The 19,017-nt window shown below is 32.3% G+C and carries 21 protein-coding genes; 8 read left to right on the top strand and 13 right to left on the bottom strand.

Going from position 1 to position 19,017, the window contains the following annotated elements; translation table 11 throughout:
* Positions 1 to 14 precede the first annotated feature (14 nt).
* A complete protein-coding gene (gene rluF, locus N5D90_RS12325; RefSeq protein WP_280062630.1) occupies positions 15 to 929 on the bottom strand; it encodes a 23S rRNA pseudouridine(2604) synthase RluF in 915 nt (304 codons plus the stop codon).
* Positions 930 to 1,039: 110 nt separating this feature from the next.
* Here rluF and N5D90_RS12330 point away from each other — a divergent pair, with 110 nt between their 5' ends.
* Positions 1,040 to 1,387: an arsenate reductase family protein gene (locus tag N5D90_RS12330; protein WP_280062631.1), complete on the top strand. Its 348-nt coding sequence runs from the start codon at positions 1,040 to 1,042 to the stop codon at positions 1,385 to 1,387.
* A 9-nt stretch (positions 1,388 to 1,396) separates the two neighbouring features.
* Positions 1,397 to 3,535, top strand: coding sequence for a DPP IV N-terminal domain-containing protein (locus N5D90_RS12335; RefSeq protein WP_280062632.1), 2,139 nt, complete (start codon positions 1,397 to 1,399; stop codon positions 3,533 to 3,535).
* 42 nt (positions 3,536 to 3,577) lie between these two features.
* Here N5D90_RS12335 and N5D90_RS12340 read toward each other — a convergent pair whose 3' ends face one another.
* From N5D90_RS12340 to N5D90_RS12385, 10 genes are all read right to left on the bottom strand, one after another.
* A complete protein-coding gene (locus tag N5D90_RS12340) occupies positions 3,578 to 4,036 on the bottom strand; it encodes a hypothetical protein (RefSeq protein WP_280050880.1) in 459 nt (152 codons plus the stop codon).
* A 7-nt stretch (positions 4,037 to 4,043) separates the two neighbouring features.
* Positions 4,044 to 6,245: a M1 family metallopeptidase gene (locus N5D90_RS12345; protein WP_280062633.1), complete on the bottom strand. Its 2,202-nt coding sequence runs from the start codon at positions 6,243 to 6,245 to the stop codon at positions 4,044 to 4,046.
* Positions 6,246 to 6,314: 69 nt separating this feature from the next.
* Positions 6,315 to 6,695, bottom strand: coding sequence for an alpha-N-acetylglucosaminidase N-terminal domain-containing protein (locus tag N5D90_RS12350; protein WP_280062634.1), 381 nt, complete (start codon positions 6,693 to 6,695; stop codon positions 6,315 to 6,317).
* A gap of 99 nt (positions 6,696 to 6,794) precedes the next feature.
* The gene (locus N5D90_RS12355) at positions 6,795 to 7,406 is read right to left on the bottom strand and encodes a DUF4254 domain-containing protein (RefSeq protein WP_038336576.1); all 612 of its coding nucleotides are present in this window, start codon (positions 7,404 to 7,406) and stop codon (positions 6,795 to 6,797) included.
* 81 nt (positions 7,407 to 7,487) lie between these two features.
* A complete protein-coding gene (tatA, locus tag N5D90_RS12360; protein WP_038336575.1) occupies positions 7,488 to 7,670 on the bottom strand; it encodes a twin-arginine translocase TatA/TatE family subunit in 183 nt (60 codons plus the stop codon).
* Positions 7,671 to 7,707: 37 nt separating this feature from the next.
* Complete coding sequence (locus tag N5D90_RS12365; protein WP_052217921.1) at positions 7,708 to 9,375, bottom strand: murein hydrolase activator EnvC; 1,668 nt, start codon at positions 9,373 to 9,375, stop codon at positions 7,708 to 7,710.
* On the bottom strand, positions 9,375 to 10,175 hold the full coding sequence (locus N5D90_RS12370; RefSeq protein WP_280062635.1) for a DUF4292 domain-containing protein: 801 nt from the start codon (positions 10,173 to 10,175) through the stop codon (positions 9,375 to 9,377). Before N5D90_RS12370 ends, N5D90_RS12365 begins: the two co-directional genes overlap by 1 nt.
* A gap of 6 nt (positions 10,176 to 10,181) precedes the next feature.
* Entirely contained in the window at positions 10,182 to 11,204 is a 1,023-nt protein-coding gene (locus tag N5D90_RS12375; protein ID WP_280045870.1) for a sugar phosphate nucleotidyltransferase, read from the bottom strand.
* A gap of 97 nt (positions 11,205 to 11,301) precedes the next feature.
* Positions 11,302 to 11,736, bottom strand: coding sequence for a dUTP diphosphatase (dut, locus tag N5D90_RS12380; protein ID WP_280062636.1), 435 nt, complete (start codon positions 11,734 to 11,736; stop codon positions 11,302 to 11,304).
* Between the two features lie 2 nt (positions 11,737 to 11,738).
* The gene (locus N5D90_RS12385) at positions 11,739 to 13,157 is read right to left on the bottom strand and encodes a lipopolysaccharide biosynthesis protein (RefSeq protein ID WP_280062637.1); all 1,419 of its coding nucleotides are present in this window, start codon (positions 13,155 to 13,157) and stop codon (positions 11,739 to 11,741) included.
* 96 nt (positions 13,158 to 13,253) lie between these two features.
* On the opposite strand from N5D90_RS12385, the gene N5D90_RS12390 reads away from it, so the two are divergent.
* From N5D90_RS12390 to N5D90_RS12415, 6 genes are all read left to right on the top strand, one after another.
* Positions 13,254 to 14,255 carry an NAD(P)H-dependent glycerol-3-phosphate dehydrogenase gene (locus tag N5D90_RS12390; protein ID WP_280062638.1) on the top strand — a complete coding sequence of 334 codons (1,002 nt, stop codon included), beginning with the start codon at positions 13,254 to 13,256 and terminating at the stop codon, positions 14,253 to 14,255.
* A gap of 1 nt (position 14,256) precedes the next feature.
* The gene (locus N5D90_RS12395) at positions 14,257 to 14,670 is read left to right on the top strand and encodes a hypothetical protein (protein WP_280062639.1); all 414 of its coding nucleotides are present in this window, start codon (positions 14,257 to 14,259) and stop codon (positions 14,668 to 14,670) included.
* A 109-nt stretch (positions 14,671 to 14,779) separates the two neighbouring features.
* On the top strand, positions 14,780 to 15,724 hold the full coding sequence (locus tag N5D90_RS12400) for an alpha/beta hydrolase (RefSeq protein ID WP_280062640.1): 945 nt from the start codon (positions 14,780 to 14,782) through the stop codon (positions 15,722 to 15,724).
* A gap of 35 nt (positions 15,725 to 15,759) precedes the next feature.
* Positions 15,760 to 16,251: a hypothetical protein gene (locus N5D90_RS12405; RefSeq protein ID WP_280062641.1), complete on the top strand. Its 492-nt coding sequence runs from the start codon at positions 15,760 to 15,762 to the stop codon at positions 16,249 to 16,251.
* An 80-nt stretch (positions 16,252 to 16,331) separates the two neighbouring features.
* On the top strand, positions 16,332 to 17,252 hold the full coding sequence (locus N5D90_RS12410; protein ID WP_280062642.1) for a hypothetical protein: 921 nt from the start codon (positions 16,332 to 16,334) through the stop codon (positions 17,250 to 17,252).
* A 10-nt stretch (positions 17,253 to 17,262) separates the two neighbouring features.
* Complete coding sequence (locus N5D90_RS12415) at positions 17,263 to 18,312, top strand: NAD(P)-dependent alcohol dehydrogenase (RefSeq protein WP_280062643.1); 1,050 nt, start codon at positions 17,263 to 17,265, stop codon at positions 18,310 to 18,312.
* A gap of 63 nt (positions 18,313 to 18,375) precedes the next feature.
* On the opposite strand, the gene N5D90_RS12420 is transcribed toward N5D90_RS12415, so the two are convergent.
* Together N5D90_RS12420 and N5D90_RS12425 are read right to left on the bottom strand one after the other, a co-directional pair.
* Positions 18,376 to 18,594: a hypothetical protein gene (locus N5D90_RS12420; RefSeq protein ID WP_280062644.1), complete on the bottom strand. Its 219-nt coding sequence runs from the start codon at positions 18,592 to 18,594 to the stop codon at positions 18,376 to 18,378.
* A 30-nt stretch (positions 18,595 to 18,624) separates the two neighbouring features.
* Complete coding sequence (locus N5D90_RS12425; RefSeq protein ID WP_280062646.1) at positions 18,625 to 18,882, bottom strand: hypothetical protein; 258 nt, start codon at positions 18,880 to 18,882, stop codon at positions 18,625 to 18,627.
* Positions 18,883 to 19,017: the final 135 nt, after the last annotated feature.

Genomic DNA, 19,017 nt, shown 5'->3' on the forward strand with positions numbered 1-19,017 from the left:
TTCGTCTTTTGATTTTATCTTCTTTTACCAAATTTTCCTCCTTTGGTATTTGTTGGCGGTTTACTTTTCCCAACTCTCGCTTGAGTTGTTGATTTTTTTACAGGCTTTTTGATTGATTTTCCTTTCGAATCTTTAAAATCTGGAAAAATTTCTTTTGTTTTTTTCGCTGATGATTTTTTTGATTTTGAAGCTGGTTTCTTTTCTTCGTGTTTTTCAGAATCTTTCGTTAATCGATTGATTTCTGCTAATTCTTCTGCTGTTAAATCTCGGTGTTGACCAATTCCGACATTCAACGTTAAGTTCATAATTCGAACACGTTCTAATTTTTTTACACCATATCCAAAATATTCGCACATACGACGAATCTGTCTATTCAAACCTTGGATTAATGTAATTTTGAAAACGTTTGTACTTATTTTTTCGATCTTACATTTCTTTGTAACTTGATTAAGAATCGGAACACCTTTCGACATTCGTTCGCAAAATTCATCCGTAATTGGTTTATCAACAGTTACGATATATTCTTTTTCGTGATTATTTCCTGCACGTAAAATCTTATTCACAATATCGCCATCGCTTGTCAATAAAATCAATCCTTGCGAATCTTTATCTAAACGACCAATCGGAAAAATTCGTTCTCCAAACGAAAGAAAATCGACAATATTATCTGGATCTGTAGGATCTGTTGTACAGGTAACACCCACAGGTTTATTAAGCATAATATAAACCGCATGCTCCTTTTCGCGCGGTTCTATTTCGACACCTTTTACAGTTACCACATCATTTGGTCCTACAAATTGCCCAATTTTAGCAACTCGTCCATTAATTTGTACCAAACGATTTTCGATGTATTGATCTGCTTCGCGACGCGAACAAAAACCACTATCGCTAATATATTTGTTTAAACGCAAAAAATTAGTTTCTTCCATACTTGCAAAGATAGTTTTTTATCGATTTGAAATATATTTTGACAAAATTCTTTATCATTCTGCAAAACGATGAAACTTATTTATCTTTACAAAACCAAAGATTTTGAGAAATGAAAAAAGTATTTTTTTTGAAAACTTGCGATACGTGCAAACGTATTATGAAAGAGTTTGATTTTACAGGTTTTGATTTGCATGAAATAAAATCGACTGCGATAACGGCTGAAGAATTAGAAGAAATGAAGAATTTAGCTGGCAGTTACGAAGCTTTATTTTCGAGACGTGCACAGAATTACAAAAAATTAGGATTGAAAGATCAACAGCTTACTGAAGATGATATCAAAAATTATATTTTATCAGATTATACTTTCCTAAAACGTCCTGTCGTGGTAGACGGAGACAAAATTTTTATTGGGAACGAAAAGAAAAACTTAGAAGCCCTTGGGCAATATTTGAAATAGAAATCACACATGAAAAAAACAATTTTATTGAGTACACTTTTGATGAGCGCTAGTTTAATGGCTCAGAAAAAGAATGTCACAATGGAAGATGCTGTACTTGGATTATCGACGAATTTACGTATCGAAAATCTAAATCAAGTTCAATGGATTCCGAATCAGAATGCGTACACGCAAAATGTAAAAACGTCTTATGGAGAAGCTTTAATCAAGAAAGAAGTTCCTTCTCTTAAAACTGATACAATTTTTAGAAGTTCTCAATTTGAGAATAAAAGAATTCCTTCTTTGAATTGGATTAATGATAAGCAAGCCTATTATTCGACAAAAACGGGTTACAAAACAATTACAACTGCTGGTCAACAAAATGATTGGTTGAAATTACCTGATAATGCAGAAAATGTAGAGTTTGATGCAACGAATAATCAAGTAGGATATGTGATTGATAACAATTTATTCTTTCTTGATAAAACTGGAAAAACACATCAAATTACCAAAGATGGAAAATATGAAATCGTGAATGGTAAATCGGTTCATCAAAATGAATTCGGGATTCACAAAGGAATTTTTATTTCGCCAAAAGGAAATTTAGTTGCATTTTATAGAATGGATCAAACAGTAGTTACAGATTATCCAATTATTGATTGGTCTGTGCAACCTGCGGTAAATAAGAACATCAAATATCCTTTTGCTGGAACAAAAAATCATACGGTTACGTTAGGTGTTTATAATCCATCCACTCAAAAAACGATTTTCTTAGAAACTCATCCAGAAGTTGATCATTATTTAACTTCGGTTACATGGTCGCCAGACGAAAAACATATTTATATCGCGTTACTTTCTCGTAATCAAAAACACATGGAATTGAATCAATACGATGCAGTTTCAGGGAAGTTGATTAAAACATTATTCAAAGAAGATGATGCAAAATATGTAGAACCTCAAAATGAATTACATTTTATTCCAGGAAAAAATAATGAATTTGTTTGGTGGTCGCAACGCGATGGTTTTATGCATTTGTATCGTTTCAATACAGATGGAAAATTATTAAACCAAATTACAAAAGGAGATTGGATTGTAACGGATCTTGTTGGAGAAAATGCGAAGAAAAAAGAATTCTTAATCATGACAACAAAAGATTCTCCGAAAGATCGTCATTTATATGCGGTGAATTGGGAGAATGGAAAGTTGCGTAAAATAACAACAGATGCAGGAACGCACAATGTTTCAGTTTCAACGAATGGAGAATATGCGATTGATAATTGGAGCAATGATAACACGCCTCGTAAAATTGATGTGTTGGATGCAAATGGAAAATTCAAACAAAATATCTTAACTGCACAAAATCCTTTAGCAAATTACAATACAGCGAAAGTTGAAAATGTAACGTTAAAGGCAGATGATGGAACAGATTTGTATGGAAAATTAATCTACCCTACAAACTTTGATCAATCGAAAAAATATCCAGTTATCGTTTATTTGTACAATGGTCCTCACGCGCAATTAATCACGAATCGTTTTCCTGCAACAGGAAATCTTTGGTACGATCATTTAGCTGAAAAAGGTTATGTTGTGTTTACAATGGACGGACGAGGATCGGCGAATAGAGGTCTTAAATTTGAACAAGCGATTCATGGAAATGTAGCAACAACTGAAATGAATGACCAAATGAAAGGTGTTGATTTCTTGAAAACTTTGCCTTTCGTAGATGCAGAACGTATGGGAATTCATGGTTGGTCTTACGGTGGATTTATGACAACTTCTTTTATGTTGCGTAAACCTGATGTTTTCAAAGTTGGTGTTGCTGGTGGACCAGTTTTAGATTGGACGCAATACGAAATTATGTACACGGAGCGTTACATGGAATCGCCACAAGATAATCCTGAAGGTTTCAAAAACACGAATTTAATTAACCGTGTAAAAGACTTAAAAGGTAAATTATTGATGATTCACGGAGCGCAAGATAATGTGGTTGTTTGGCAACATTCAATTGATTTTATTCGCGAAGCAGTGAAAAATGGTGTTCAAATGGATTACTTTGTTTATCCTGGACATGAGCATAATGTTCGTGGAAAAGACCGTGTTCATTTGATGCAAAAAATTACAGATTACTTCGATTTATATCTTAAACCAGAAGGTACATCTCAAAAATAATAGTCAACAAAAAACCACTTCGCAAGAAGTGGTTTTTTGTTTTTAACTAAATTTTTCTAACTCTATAGCTTCTTCAAAAAACATTTTAAATTTATCCGATAATAATTTATTTTTAAATTTTACAATTGTATAAGAACTATCAAAAGCTATAATTTCTATTTCTGAATTTATAATTTGAAATATATTATTATTCCAAATTGAATCATTACCTTCTATAAATGGTAAATCGTTAGACAGTAAAATTACTTCCTCATCTAATGGAACTGCTGAAATTATACCCCAAATAAATTGAGTATGAACATCCAATATCTTGTTTAATTCTAAATCATTAAGAATAAAATAGTCATCGTCTAAATTTATGGGCAAAATATCATCACTCATAAAATCTATATCATTAAAAACCCATTTATAATTTTTAAAATTGATTTTTAAAGGTTCAAGTATTTTAGCTAAATTCGTATGAAAATCTAATTTATTTGATTTCTCTAAAATCCAGTTCATAGTTATTTTACTTCTTCGTAAATTCGAATTTTTGTCCTGCTTCTTCTACAGAAAATGTCTTTTTATCTTTTGCAAAAGTCAACTCCAAACCGCCTTGTTCATTCACAAATTTACCATCACCTTGATAATCTAACGGAATAGTTTGTCCACCAAAAACTAAATTCAATTTATCGTTTTCAGCTTTCAACACAAATTCTGCATTGATTTGTTTGTTCGTAAATGTACCTTCATATTCTTTTGGATTAATCTTTTCAACAGGTTTTGCATCACCCATATTGAATGTATTATTCTTCAAATCTACATCTGGTAAAGCACCTTTTGGATCTAATTTAACCGTCGAAACTTCTTTTGTTGAAGGCACTTTGAAAGTCCATTCTGTATTACGTTTCCAAACTTCAATCGGTAATTTAACTTCTTGAGAAGTTCCATCTTTAAAGTTAACTTGAACAGTAGTTGGCATTGGTAATTGACCAAAATTTTCAACTTTCAAAATCAAGCCTTTTTTATAATCACCATCTACATATTTTGCGCTGTTAATTCCTTGATCAATTGTCCATTTATTCAAGAACCAACCTCTCCAAAACCACGATAATTCCTCTCCCGAAACATTTTCCATTGTACGGAAAAAATCTTCTGGCGTTGGATGTTTATATGCCCAATATTTGATGTATTGACGTAATGCTTTATCAAATTTTTCTTCGCCCAAAATTGTTTCACGTAAAACTTTCATTCCCGCTCCCGGCTTATAATACAACAATGCACCGATATTTCTTTCGCGCATATTGTCTGGTTGCGTTGTTACAGGCTCAAGATTATCGCTGAATAAATAACCCGCCATTCGTTGTGCAGATTGCTTTTTGTAATATTCGCCATTGTTGAAATTCTTCGTCGAAATATCATTGATAAATGTATTAAAACCTTCGTCCATCCAACCATGAACACGCTCATTAGAACCAACAATCATCGGGAACCAAATATGTCCAAATTCGTGATCTGTAACGCCCCAAAGACTTTCTCCTTTCGAAGTCAAATGACAAAAAACAATACCCGGATATTCCATTCCACCCTCATTTCCTGCTACATTTGTCGCCGCTGGATAAGGATATTCTAACCATTGTTTCGAGTAATGTTCAATAGAAGCTTTTGTATATTCTGTCGATCTTCCCCAAGCTTCATTTCCGTCACTTTCTACTGGATAAGCCGAAATTGCCAATGATTTTTGACCACTTGGAAGATTAATTTTTGCTGCATCTAAGATAAATGAAGATGATGAAGCCCAAGCAAAATCGCGTGTATTCTGAATTTTAAATTTCCACGTTTTTGTTCCTTTAGCAACTTTTGTCGCTTTGTTTACCTCATCAGCAGAACGAATAATAACGGTTTTATCACTCGATTTTGCTTTGTTCCAACGGCTTACTTCTTCTTTTGAGTAGACCTCATTTTCATTCAATAATTCTCCCGAACCAACCACATAATGCGTTGACGGAACCGTAATACTGGCTGTTACATCTCCATATTCCAGATAAAATTCTCCTGGACCTAGATAAGGCAAAGTATTCCATCCCATAATATCATCATAAACCGCCATTCTCGGAAACCATTGCGCCATCGTAAAGATTTTACCATTTTTAGTCGGTTCCACTCCCATTCTGTCCGCTCCATAATTTGGCGAAACAAATGAATATTCTATCTTAATTTTGACTTTACCTCCTTTTGCTTTTAGTTCGTTTGCCAAGTCAATTTGCATTCTTGTATCAGAAATAGAGTAATGAGCTTCTTTACCATCAATTTTGACTGATTTAATTTTATATCCACCTTCAAATTGCGAATTAGAATCACCATAACGACTACCTGTCATTGGTAACAACGAACTACCACGAGATTCTTTATTAAAAAGATTTTGATCTAATTGTAACCAAAGAAATTCTAAATTATCAAAACTATTATTTGTGTAAGTAATTTCAGAAGTACCAGAAATTTCATTCTTTTCTTCGTTTAGACTAACATTCAGATTATAATCCGCACGATTTTGCCAATAATTATGACCTGGTTTTCCACTCGCCGAACGAGTTTCTGTTGCATTATTCTGATAAAAAAATGGTTTGAAAGCTTCTTGATAATCGTATTTTGGTTTTTCTTGTTGCCCAAAAACCGAAATCGAAAATAAACTTATTCCTAAAAGTAAAGGTTTGAAATAATTTTTCTTCATGTGTGAAATTTTACAGTAATTATAAAAATACCTCATATTTTTCAATACGAGGTAATTTCAACTTTATAATTATTCTAAAATTTTAGCTTGAATCTTTTTAAATTCTTCTGGCGTAGATTTTTTTGGTTGATTAATTTGCGGAAGTTTGGCAAGCTGCGATTTATTATCGCCCATGTGCGAAATACTTTGATGTGCAACGTGCTTTGCATACAAATCTAATCCGCGCGAAGCCGCACTTGTAGACGAAGCCGATATATAAAGTTTATCTTTTTTCGTTTCGATAACAAAGACGTCTTCGTCATTTTCTTTTGGAATCTCTTTGAGTACAACTTTATTCTTCAACCACGGAAATTGCCTCGTAGCCAAATCTTTTACTGCAGCATATTGTGCATACAGTTGTGTACCCAAAATAAATAAGGTAAAGCAAGTAATAAATTTCAGTTTTTTCATTCTAATGTTTTGATTAGATGAAATTAACACATTTGTACACAATAAAAAAACTCATCCAAAAAAGATGAGTTTTCTATATTTTATTAATTTATCTGAAAATTATTTCTTGTTTGCATAAAGAACTGGATTCAAATCCTCGTCATTATACATTTTCATTTGTTTATACACTTTCATGTATTTTTTACCCGCTTCAAAATCAGCCAATAATTCTTCAATCGCAGTTGATAAATCTTGATGTTGTTGATTCAAAACATCTAATTTCACTTGACAAGCTGCTTTATGTTCTGGAGTTGCATCTTCACGTTCTACCTCTTGTTTCATGTGATAAACCTTAAGCGATAAAATAGAAAAACGGTCTACAGCCCACGCAGGAGATTCTGTATTGTATGTTGCATCTTCTTTTACGTCAGCGTTCGCATATTGTTGTAAAAACCAGCTATCCACATATTCTACCATATCTGTACGTTCTTGGTTTGATTTATCAATCCAACGTTTTAAACTAAGTGCTTCAACAGGATCAATTTGTGGATCACGAATAATATCTTCTAAATGCCACTGAACTGTATCAATCCAATTTTTTTTGTACAATAAATGAGCGATTAAATCTTCTTCGCTATATGGATTTTCTATTTGACGATTTACATCATCATATTTGTGATAATCATTGATACTTTGATTAAAAATAGACCAAGCTTTATCTGTGAATTTCATGTTTTGTTTTAGTTTATAAAATAAAAGCATTGTAATTGTATACGCAACTACAATGCTTTATTATTTAATTAAAAATATATTTTAATTTTCTTTTTTGTCAGAAGTACTTTCTGTAGCTTCTGATTTGTTATCATCTTTTGTTGCTTTCTTGAATTCGTTTAATCCAGAACCTAATCCTTTCATTAATTCAGGAATTTTCTTTCCTCCGAATAATAATAACACAACAAGTACGATTACGATCCATTCTTTACCTCCTAATCCCATACTGAATTGATTTTAATGCAAATATATAATTTATTTATTACATTCCCGCTACCCAAGAAGCAGGATTTTGTTTTGTTGTTCCACTCCAAATTTGGAAATTCATGACTGTTTCACCATCTCCACTTGTATAGATAATTCCTAAAGACTGACCACGTTTTACATCATCACCTTTCGAAACACTTACACTTGACAAGTTAGTATAGACTGAATAATATGAACCATGTCTTACCAATACAGATTTACCATTTCCAGATACACTCATTACAGCTTGAACAGTTCCTTCGTAAACGGCACGTGCATGTGCACCACGATAAGTTGAAATATCAACACCACTATTTTGCGTTGTAATATTAGATAAAACTGGGTGAGAATTAGAACCAAATCTGCTTACAACCGTTCCTTTATCAACAGGCCAAGGTAAACGACCTCTGTTTGATGAGAACTCTCCCGAAATACCTTCAGAATCTGGACGTTCTGCAAAAGTCTCAGCTGGTTTTACCGCATCTACTTTTACAACACGTTCTTTTTCTGGCACTTTTACAACAACTTTCTGTTCAGCTTCTATCTTCGCTTTACGCTCAGCTTCAGCTTTAGCTGCTGCAATTTTACGTGCATCTTCTTCTTTTTGAGCTTTTAGACGAGCATCTTCTTCCGCTTTACGTTGTGCAATAATGCGTTGACGTTCAGCTTCTGCTTCACGTTCTAATTGCTCAAATTTAGAAATCTCAGTTTTCGCTGTAGAAACAAAACTTCCGGTTGGATGATGAGTTAAATAAGATTGATACGCTTGTTTTGTATGCGCCGAACGTGCAATATTCCATGCTTTGGCATCATTCTCAATTCTTAAAATAGCTGTACGAGCAGATTTCGCGTAATCACCTTTCGGATTATCTCTTAAATATTCGTTATAAGAGGCAATAGAGTTTCCTCGTTTTGCTTCGTTCCAATCTTTTAAATCTTTTTCTGCACGAATCTTAGCTTGACGAATTTCTTCTTCAATGATTGCTTTAATCTGTGCATCAATTTGACGTTGTTGTGCTTCTTTCGCATTGATTTCTGCAGCAATAACACCTTCATTTTTACGGAATTCTTCGACAGCTTTCTCTTTTGTTAATCGTTCTTTTTCAAGATTTTGACTAAACAATGTTTGTTGAGAAAGTACTTTTTCTTTTTCGTCTTTCGCTTTTTCTTTTTTCGCTTTTTTCGTCTGAATATCAGTTTGTTTACCGATAATTTCATTCGCTTGTCCTAATTGAAAAGCCGAATATTTTTCTAAATATTTGATACGACGATAAGCCTCTCCCAAACTTTTAGAAGAAAGCACAAAAAGTAATTTATTTTCGACAGATTTGTTCTTGTATGCACGAACCAAAACCTGTTTGTAGTCTTTTTTTAGCTCAACCAACTCGCGCGAAAGTTTATTAATCTCTAATTGAGTTAAATAAATTTCGTCCTCGATAAAGCGTTTTTCTTTCGATAAGTTGTTAACCAATTTTGTTTGAACCTGAATTTTTTTCGTTAAATTCTGCACAAAATCAACATTTAACTTCGAATTTTGCTTATTAACCTCGAGTTGTTTGTTTAAGTTTATAATCTCTTTTTTAAGCTGAGCATTTTGTTTTTGTAAGTTCGCTTTATTGTACGGAACCTGCGCAAACACTGATAATGACAACGTTAAAAGTACAGTTGATAAAACAAACTTCATTATTTTATTTCTTTTTTCTTATACCCATCTGGAATTGAGAACGGTGTGTTCGTTTCCTGAAACGTAAAACTATTATATTCCAAGTCTATTTGACGCGTTTTTTTCTCTTTTATAATAATTTTAACATTTTTCGGAAATTCCTCTGCTCCAGCTTTTACCCAATTGTCATAAGCCAAATCAACTTCCATTTTTCTTTTTGGATCTTTCAGATGTGCTTCTTTCAATCGGAAACCATTATCAAAAACATATGTTTGTATGTATTCGCCTTCTTTTGGAGAAGTTGCAATCGCTTGATTTTTATTATATGTGATCGTATATTGATTATTCGCAAAAGTCGCTGTATAATCTGTTGGATTTAGATCAACGAAAACTTTTCCTAACATCAAATTTTGTAATTTTTGATAATCGATAAAATCAACTTTCAATAATTTATTTGCAATAGAAAAATCTCCTTCATAATATGTTCCACCTAACTTTTCGAAAGCCGAAAAACCATCAGGCGTAATCAATGCGCGTGCACCTGTAAATCCAAATTTCGTAGCATTAACCCATATCTTTTGTCCATTTTTCACAGCAATTGTAGCATTTACATCTCCAGAAATCTCTTCTAAATCTGCCGTTACTTTAGCCTTAATCGTCAAATCTTTGAATGATGATTTTTTTGACAAGGTTTGTTGAATAATTTTCGAAGAAGCTGAAACAACTTCTGTATTATCTTTATCTACTTTTGCTACTTTCTGAGTGTTACAAGCTGTTGCAAGAACTCCTAAACAAAAGATATACGTTAATTTTTTGATCATAATTTTTTAAGCTTCGTGAGATTTAAAATCCAATTCTGAGTAATCTCCTAAACTGATACTGCGCGAAACACCGTAATATTTGGCATTGTTTCCGATCATTGTATCTGTAAGATTTGCATTACTGATGATTGAATTTTCTTGAATCAAACTGTTATCAATATTCGAGTTTTCAACAACTGTTCCATTTCCTAATGAAACAAAAGGTCCAATTTTCGAATTTTTAATCACAACATTTTCTCCAATAAAACATGGCTCGATGATTAATGAATTGTCAACCGTTGCTGATGCAGCAATTCCTTTAAATTCTTCTTTATCTAAGTTAAGAACACGAGTGTTTGTATCTACAGTAACGGCTTTGTTACCACAATCCATCCATTCGTCTACTTTTCCAAGCGTAAATTTATCACCCGCAGCACGCATATTTTCTAATGCATCCGTCAATTGATATTCACCTCCTTTTTGAATATCATTTTCTAATAAATATTCGATTTCTTTATATAGCTTTTGTCCATCACGGAAAAAGTAAATTCCGATAATTGCTAAATCCGAAACAAATTCTTTTGGTTTTTCTACGAAATCAGTGATAACACTGTTATCGTCTAATTTCACAACTCCAAAAGCTGATGGATTTTCAACTTGTTTTACCCAAACAACCCCATCCGACTCCATATCTAATTTGAAATCTGCACGAAATAATGTGTCTGCATACGCCACAACCGTTGGTCCATCCAAAGCTTCTTTTGCCATCCAAATAGAATGTGCTGTTCCAAGCGGCTCCAATTGATGACAAATTGTTCCTTTTGCTCCTAATTTTTCTGCAATTGCAATTAAATCAGCTTCAACCTCAGCTCCAAAATCACCAATTACAAAAGCAATTTCGTCAATTTTTTCTGAACAAACTTTTGCAATATCTTCTACCAAACGATGTACGATTGGTTTTCCAGCAATTGGAATTAATGGTTTTGGTGTTGTTAATGTATGAGGGCGTAAACGTGAACCACGTCCTGCCATTGGGATAATAATTTTCATTTTATTTCTAAAAATATTTTTTGTTAGATTGATATTTTATAATTGGATTAATTCTTTTTTAGATTCTTCGACAAGCTCAGAATGACAAAAAAAATATTTATTGTTTTCCTGTACTTCCGAAACCTCCAGCTCCGCGTTCAGTTTCATTTAAAGTATTAGATTCTTCCCATTCAACCGTTTCGTGTTTTGCGATTACTAATTGTGCAATACGTTCACCATCGTTGATTGTAACTGCTTCATTTGAAACATTTGCTAAAATAACACCGATTTCTCCACGATAATCTGCATCGATTGTACCAGGAGAATTCAAACAAGTTAAACCATATTTTAATGCCATCCCACTACGAGGGCGAACTTGTGCTTCGTAACCTGCAGGTAATTCGATGCTCAATCCTGTTGGAATTAATCGTCTTTCCAAAGGTTTTAATTCGATTGGCGCATCAATGTTAGCTGTTAAATCCATTCCAGCTGATAAAGCTGTTTTATATTCTGGTAAAGCATGTTTCGAGATGTTGATAACTTTTACTTTCATCTTTATTTTCTTAGTTTTTTAAGTGTGTTTTTTTCCGCAAACGCAATAAACGCAATGTACACGATTAGAATCAGATTACCAATAATCAAATTAGAATCGAGCATATAATAATTTGTACATGCTAAAGCAATTGCAATTCCCATGTAAAGTAGAATTTTATTCACCTTATATGGAATTGGATAAACTTTCTGTCCCCAAATGTACGAAATCACCATCATTACACCATACGCCAATAAAGTTGTCCAAGCAGAAACCATAAAACCATATTTTGGCAATAAAAAAACATTCAAAATAATAGTGATTGCACCACCAACCAACGAAATTATAGTTCCGATACTTGTTCTATCTGTGACTTTGTACCACGTTGAAAGGTTGTAATAAATTCCGAAAAATAAATTCGCAATTAAAATAATTGGCACAATATCTAAAGCATTCCAATAAGTTGAATTTGGAACAAATATTTTCTTAATCCAATCAATATTTGCTAAAATTCCAAGAATCACAATATTACAAATGATACTGAAAAAGAACAGAATATTCGCATACGTCTGTTTTGCATCTCCTTTTTTGGCAACTTTAAAGAAAAATGGTTCTATTCCCATTCGATAAGCTGTTACAAAAAGCGTCATCAATGTTGCTAATTTGTAACAAGCACCATAAGAACCCGCTGCCGCTGGATCTATCAATTGTCGTTGAACTAATTTATCGAAATTTTCATTCAAAATATAACCCAAACCAGCAATCATAATCGGATAACCGTACAAAAACATTTGCTTGAAAAGTGGTTGATCAAATTTGAATTGAACATGACGTACAACGCCTATTAGCAATACAAAACCTAAAATACTTGCTAATAAATTCGCAATAAAAGGATAGGAAATCGCATTATCGAAACCTAAACTTAGCATAAAATCTTTCGAAACATAATACAACAAACCAATTGTCAAAACTGCTTGAAAAACATTCTGAATTACGCGAATTGCTGTATATAATATTGGTCGATTTTTAAAACGTAGAACCGCAAAAGGAATTACACAAATTGCATCAAAAAACGCAATCCACGCAAACCATAACAAGTATTCGGGATGATCGCTATAATTTGCGAAATCTGCCAAAGGTTGTAAAAAAAGAAAAACTAAAACGAGCATCGCAGTAGAACTCATCACCATAAACCAAAAAGCTGTATTCAAAACTTTTTGATACATTCCTTCTTCGGTTGCGTAGCGGAAAAAGGCTGTTTCGAAACCAAATGTTAAAATGACATTCAGGAAAGAAACCGCAGAATATAATTGAGAAAACATTGCAAAATCTGAATTATCAACTTGCTTGATAATAAAAAAATTCAATGCTAAAATAATTACCCTCGGCAATATAGAGCCAATACCGTAGATAATGGTCTCACTAAAAAGCTTTTTATACAAAGTCGTTAAAATTTTTACAAAATTGAGTTTCTTTTCGTAAAATTCAAAATACCTAAGCTACAAATTAATTAACTTTGTCTGTTCAATACATATATTATGATAGAGTTATCTAATCGTAAAGTTGGATTAATAGGGAATGGAAGCTGGGCAACTGCGATTGCAAAAATGCTGAATAAAAACCTTGAAACTTTCAACTGGTGGGTAAAAGATGAATACGTAAAAGGATATTTGGAGCGAAATAGACACAATCCAAATTATTTAACTGATGTCGAATTTAAGTCAGAAAAGCTTAAAATTTCAACGGATATCAACGAAGTTGTCATGAATTCGGATATCATCTTTTTGGTTGTGCCATCTATTTACGTTGCCGATTGTTTGAGTAAATTAACTGTTCCGTTGACAGATAAATTTGTTGTGACATCAATCAAAGGAATTATTCCAGATTATTATCAATTGGTTGGGCAATATTTGTTCGATAAATTCGACGTAAAAGAAGAACAATTAGGAATTGTAAGTGGTCCTTGTCACGCTGAGGAAGTTGCTTTGGAGCGTCTTTCATATTTGACAATTGCGGCACAAGACGAAAACAAAGCACAAGTTGTTGCTGATTGTTTGGCGTGTGATTTTATCAAAACAAAACTTTCAAACGATATTTACGGAACTGAATTTGGAGCGGTATTGAAAAATATTTACGCGATTGCAGCAGGTATTGCACATGGTTTGGGTTATGGAGATAATTTCCAAGCTGTTTTGATGAGTAACGCAATTCGAGAAATGAATCATATCTTGAAAACAGCAAGTCCAATGAAGCGTAAAATTAACGATTCGGCTTATTTAGGCGATTTGTTGGTGACTGGATATTCGTTCTTTTCACGAAATCGTATGTTCGGGAATATGATCGGAAAAGGTTACACTGTAAAATCTGCTATTTTGGAGATGAATATGGTTGCCGAAGGTTATTATGCGACAAAAGGTGTGGCGATTATGAATGAGCAATATCAAATAAAAGCGCCAATTATCAACGCTGTTCATAAGATTTTATATGAAGATAAAAATCCGAAGAAAACTTTCGAAAAGTTGTCTAAAAAATTAGATTAAGATGATTAAACAAGATTTTATTTCAAAATATATTCAAGAATTAAACAAAACATTGGCACGAATTATTTCGTTAGAAGTTGGAAATGCTGATGAAGGTTTTTTGATTATTTTCAATCAAATGTTACAATCGTATTACAAAATTGATGACAATAATTTGTCGACTTTATTGGAAGCAAACGAAGAACGCGATCAGTTTTTGTTGGCAGATGAATTGAAAAAGAAAAATATTTTGACGTTTATGAAAGCGATTCGTATTTATCTAAATCGAGAAGATGTTGCAAAAGCAAAAGCATCTTACGAAGTCTTGAAACGCATTGAAAGCATCAATTCTGGAATTTTTCAATTTCCGACAGAAGAAGACAATTTGATTGCACAAGAACGAAAAGTTGTGGAAGAAAAAATGAGTAATTTGTAAGACCTTGTCAAGGTTTTGAACCTTGACAAGGTCTCTAAAAAATAATTAAAAGCTAACCAATAATTTGATTGTTGTGTTGGCTTTTTTTATTTTTGATAAAAACCTTCTATTGAAAAAGTTAAAAAAAATATTGATTTCATCATTTGTTTTCATTTTTCTGATGATGAATATTATTGCCATTTTTCATGCATATAAATTCACTCATTTTATTGAAGCAAATCAATCGTTCAAAAGAAAACCTCCAAATGATTTAACAACCTTCGAAAAAGTTAAAATGGTTTTCTTAGGTGTTGAAAATCCTAAACCTTCATCCAATTTAGCTGTTCCAAAAGAATATAAAGTAGAGCGATTAAAAAGTAATGTTGAGCTTGAAATTTGGATAAAAAAAGTTGAAAACGAAAAAGGAATTGTACTTCTTTTTCATGGATATTCATCAGAAAAAACATCGCTTTTAGAAAATGCTAATTATTTTAATGAATTGGGATATTCAACGATTTTGACTGATTTTATGGGAAGTGGAAATTCTGAAGGTTATCAAACAACCATCGGATTTTTTGAAGCCGAAAACGTGAAAACAGTTTATAATTTTGCATTAAAAAATCATAAGAACGTTATTTTATATGGAAATTCAATGGGCGCTTCCGCAATAATGCGAGCTGTTGCTCAAAAAGACGCAAATCCTTCCTCTATAATTATTGAATGTCCTTTTGGTACCATGAAAAAAACGGTTGATAATCGTTTCAAAAACATGAATATTCCAACATTTCCTATGTCTAATTTATTGACCTTTTGGGGAGGAACGATTAATAATTTTTGGGCTTTTGATCACAATCCCGAAGATTATGCAAAATCTATAAAACAACCTATTTTGCTGCTATATGGCGAAAAAGATAAAAATGTGACAAATCAAGAAACACAACAAATATTTCAAAATATTCAATCCAACTCTAAAATTCTTAAAACGTTTCCTCAAGCTGGTCATGAAAATTATTTGAATAGATTTGGGCAAGAATGGAAACAAACTATTTCCTCATTTTTGGATAAAGTGAAATAATATTATTATCTTAACACAACCTAAATCAATCTACTATGGATAATATTCTTTCATTACTATCATCATTACTTTGTTGTTTTTTACCATTTGCCTTAATTTTTGGAATTGCTTTTTGGGCAAGTAAATCGCGCGAAAAGAAACAAAATGCTTTGTTAGCACAAGTTCCTCCAAATGCAGAGTTCAAAACAGTTTTGCGTTATAACTTTGGAAATCAACAATCAAAATTCTTTAAAATGAAAGCGTTTCAAGGAAGTGGTGTTTTATATGTTTTGGACGACAAAATACATTATATCACCACAAATAATCCGAATGATAATTTTATTTTCGACCTCAAAACTTCACAAATCAATTGGATTGGTGTTAATCTTACAAATGGTTTGTTGGAATGGTTTCAACTAAAAAATGGAGACAAAGATTATTATTTCAATGTCGAAACTGGCATGTTTATCTTTAATACGAATTCCAAAAAAATGAAAACAACGCAAGTTTTTAATTACTTAAAAGAGGCTCAGAAAAAATATCAATAATGCTAAATATTCTTCTTTAGGTTTTATTTAGAGTATAATTATTCAGGTGGATTTTTTAATTTTATCCAAAATATAATCGAATGAAAAAATTATTTACTCTACTTGCCTTATGTTCTACTTTTGCTTTTGGGCAATATGTATCGAAAGCGAAAATAACTTCTAAAAGCACAAATAATTCTTTTGAAATAAGCGATGGAAAATACATTAATGATGGAAAAGGATTACAATTCAAAACAGATTTATCAAAAAATACTTTCGCGGTAGTTAGAGTAAAAGATTTCGATTTGGTTTATGATTCTGAAAATTTGTCTAAAAATATTCCTGAAATAAAAGGTGTGTTTAGCAAAGAATCTTTTAGTTATCCTGATGGAGTTTATGTGACAAAAGACGATTTTGTTTCCAAGAATGTAGAAAGTAAAGCATTTGAAATGAAACCAAATCTTTATGCAGACTTGTTTGAACAATCGGCAGATTTGGTTAATTTTTATGATACAAAAGGAAAATTTCCTGAATTTCAACAACGAGATTATTTTGCAATTGTACGAAATGGAGATGTTTATTTTAATGTAAAAGAGATAAAAAAGATTGCAAAAGATAAAAAAATCTTGTTAGCGAAAGAGATTCCAAACTTTGCTTATGTTAGAGTAAAAGCCGGATCAGATCATCATTTGTACATGGAACTGCCAAAATCACAACAAAATAATGGCTATTTAATGATGTTTGGAATTGCTGGAGCAATTGCTTCGACTGTTTTAGATACGAAGGACGCTCCAGAAGGTTATTCAGAAAATTATATCAATCTTGTGAAAGAAGGAATTATAACTTTTAATACAAATGATTATAAAGGAATTATTTTTGATACAAAAAATAAAGAATTTGAAATACTGTCGAAATGTTCTGATTTAAATAGTTATGTGACGAAATATAATTCAGAGTTTAATTTAGATTGTAAGGCAGATTATTCTATAGATAAACAAAGAGAAATATTAAATAATCTTTAATAAATATAAAATGAGTACAAAAACATATGCAGCGTTCAATGAAACTGATCCATTAGCGCCGCACACAATAGAACGTAGACATTTACATGCGAAAGATATTTTTATCGATATCGAGTATTGTGGGGTTTGTCACAGCGATATTCACACAGCGAAAGGAGATTGGGGAAAACCAAATTATCCGGTTGTTCCTGGACACGAAATCATTGGTCGAGTAAAAGAAATAGGTTCTGAAGTGACGAAATTCAAAGTTGGAGATTTGGTTGGAGTAGGTTGTATGGTCGAGTCTTGTCAACATTGTCATTCTTGCGACGAAGGTTTGGAGCAGTATTGTGAAAATGGTTTTACAGGAACATATAATTCGAAAAACTCGAAACATGGTGGAATCACTTACGGTGGTTATTCAGAAAATATTGTAGTAGAAGAAGATTTTGTGCTTCACGTACCTGAGAATATCGATGTAAAAGCTGCTGCGCCATTGTTGTGTGCGGGAATTACAACTTGGTCTCCTTTGCGTCATTGGAATGTAAAAGCGGGAGATAAAGTTGGTGTAATCGGTCTTGGAGGTTTGGGACATATGGGCGTTAAATTAGCAAAAGCAATGGGTGCACATGTGGTAATGATTACAACTTCTGAGTCTAAAGGTGAAGATGCAAAAAAACTTGGAGCTGATGAGGTTTTAATTTCGAAAGATGCAACGCAAATGAAAACGCATGCAAATTCATTCGATTTTTTATTGAATACAATTCCTGTGAAGCATGATGTTAATCCATATTTACAATTATTAAAATTAGATAAAACAATGTGTATGGTGGGCGCTATCGAGCCTTTAGATGCTATTCACGGAGGTTTATTGATTATGAAACGTCGTAATTTGGCAGGATCTTTAATTGGAGGAATCAAGGAAACACAAGAAATGTTAGATTTTTGTGGAGAACACAATATTGTGTCTGATGTAGAAATTATTGATATTCAAAACATTAATACAGCATACGAGCGAATGATGAAATCGGATGTGAAATATCGTTTTGTGATTGATATCAAATCATTGAAAGAATCTTAATCTTAGATATAAAAACAAAAAAATCCGCTCATTAAGCGGATTTTTTTATTGAGTTTTCAAGTTCTATTTCGCAACAGAATCTTTTGTTGTTTCTGCTGGATTTACAGTTTTCGAAGAATCTACCGTAACTCCTTCTACAGAATCTGCCGCAGGAATTTCAGCTTTTTCAACACTTACAGAATCCTCTACAACTGTTGTTGGTTCTCCTACTTTTGCCTCTTGTTTACAAGAAATTGCGGTGAAAGAAATCGCTGCGAAAGCGAATAACACTAATTTTTTCATTTGATTTTTTTGTTTAATCTATTCTACAAATTATTTTTTCTCTGTTGTTGTAGTCGTAGTTGTTTCAACTTTTACAGGAGTTTCTTTTAAAACTGTCGAATCTTTAATAACAACTGAATCTTTTCCTACAGAATCAATTTTTACTGAATCTTCGATTGTTGTAATTGTGTCATTTTTTACTTCTGTTTCAGTTTTTGTTTCTTTCGATCCAAATAAATTACAAGATGTTAAACCAAATGCAGTTCCGATTACTCCTAATACGATTACGTTTAATGCTAATTTTTTCATAACTTTAATTTTTTAATGTTTAATTGATTTTTTGTTTTTGTTGATTTTTCAATCATTTTGTTGAACCAAAGTTAAGCGGATATCAAAGTTTTTCGAAGCAAAATAGTTGTAAGATGATTGTAATCCAATCATCAA

The organism is Empedobacter sp. GD03797 (assembly GCF_029842105.1).
GTDB lineage: Bacteria > Bacteroidota > Bacteroidia > Flavobacteriales > Weeksellaceae > Empedobacter > Empedobacter falsenii_C.

What these genes read in the sequence shown, in the direction of transcription:
- rluF (WP_280062630.1), bottom strand. Translation starts at nt 929, where the DNA reads ATGGAAGAAACTAATTTTTTGCGTTTAAACAAATATATTAGCGATAGT.
- N5D90_RS12365 (WP_052217921.1), bottom strand. Translation starts at nt 9,375, where the DNA reads ATGAAGTTTGTTTTATCAACTGTACTTTTAACGTTGTCATTATCAGTG.
- N5D90_RS12345 (WP_280062633.1), bottom strand. Translation starts at nt 6,245, where the DNA reads ATGAAGAAAAATTATTTCAAACCTTTACTTTTAGGAATAAGTTTATTT.
- N5D90_RS12420 (WP_280062644.1), bottom strand. Translation starts at nt 18,594, where the DNA reads ATGAAAAAATTAGTGTTATTCGCTTTCGCAGCGATTTCTTTCACCGCA.
- N5D90_RS12340 (WP_280050880.1), bottom strand. Translation starts at nt 4,036, where the DNA reads ATGAACTGGATTTTAGAGAAATCAAATAAATTAGATTTTCATACGAAT.
- N5D90_RS12410 (WP_280062642.1), top strand. Translation starts at nt 16,332, where the DNA reads ATGAAAAAATTATTTACTCTACTTGCCTTATGTTCTACTTTTGCTTTT.
- N5D90_RS12405 (WP_280062641.1), top strand. Translation starts at nt 15,760, where the DNA reads ATGGATAATATTCTTTCATTACTATCATCATTACTTTGTTGTTTTTTA.
- N5D90_RS12395 (WP_280062639.1), top strand. Translation starts at nt 14,257, where the DNA reads ATGATTAAACAAGATTTTATTTCAAAATATATTCAAGAATTAAACAAA.
- N5D90_RS12415 (WP_280062643.1), top strand. Translation starts at nt 17,263, where the DNA reads ATGAGTACAAAAACATATGCAGCGTTCAATGAAACTGATCCATTAGCG.
- N5D90_RS12375 (WP_280045870.1), bottom strand. Translation starts at nt 11,204, where the DNA reads ATGAAAATTATTATCCCAATGGCAGGACGTGGTTCACGTTTACGCCCT.
- dut (WP_280062636.1), bottom strand. Translation starts at nt 11,736, where the DNA reads ATGAAAGTAAAAGTTATCAACATCTCGAAACATGCTTTACCAGAATAT.
- N5D90_RS12425 (WP_280062646.1), bottom strand. Translation starts at nt 18,882, where the DNA reads ATGAAAAAATTAGCATTAAACGTAATCGTATTAGGAGTAATCGGAACT.
- N5D90_RS12350 (WP_280062634.1), bottom strand. Translation starts at nt 6,695, where the DNA reads ATGAAAAAACTGAAATTTATTACTTGCTTTACCTTATTTATTTTGGGT.
- N5D90_RS12330 (WP_280062631.1), top strand. Translation starts at nt 1,040, where the DNA reads ATGAAAAAAGTATTTTTTTTGAAAACTTGCGATACGTGCAAACGTATT.
- N5D90_RS12335 (WP_280062632.1), top strand. Translation starts at nt 1,397, where the DNA reads ATGAAAAAAACAATTTTATTGAGTACACTTTTGATGAGCGCTAGTTTA.
- N5D90_RS12355 (WP_038336576.1), bottom strand. Translation starts at nt 7,406, where the DNA reads ATGAAATTCACAGATAAAGCTTGGTCTATTTTTAATCAAAGTATCAAT.
- N5D90_RS12370 (WP_280062635.1), bottom strand. Translation starts at nt 10,175, where the DNA reads ATGATCAAAAAATTAACGTATATCTTTTGTTTAGGAGTTCTTGCAACA.
- N5D90_RS12390 (WP_280062638.1), top strand. Translation starts at nt 13,254, where the DNA reads ATGATAGAGTTATCTAATCGTAAAGTTGGATTAATAGGGAATGGAAGC.
- tatA (WP_038336575.1), bottom strand. Translation starts at nt 7,670, where the DNA reads ATGGGATTAGGAGGTAAAGAATGGATCGTAATCGTACTTGTTGTGTTA.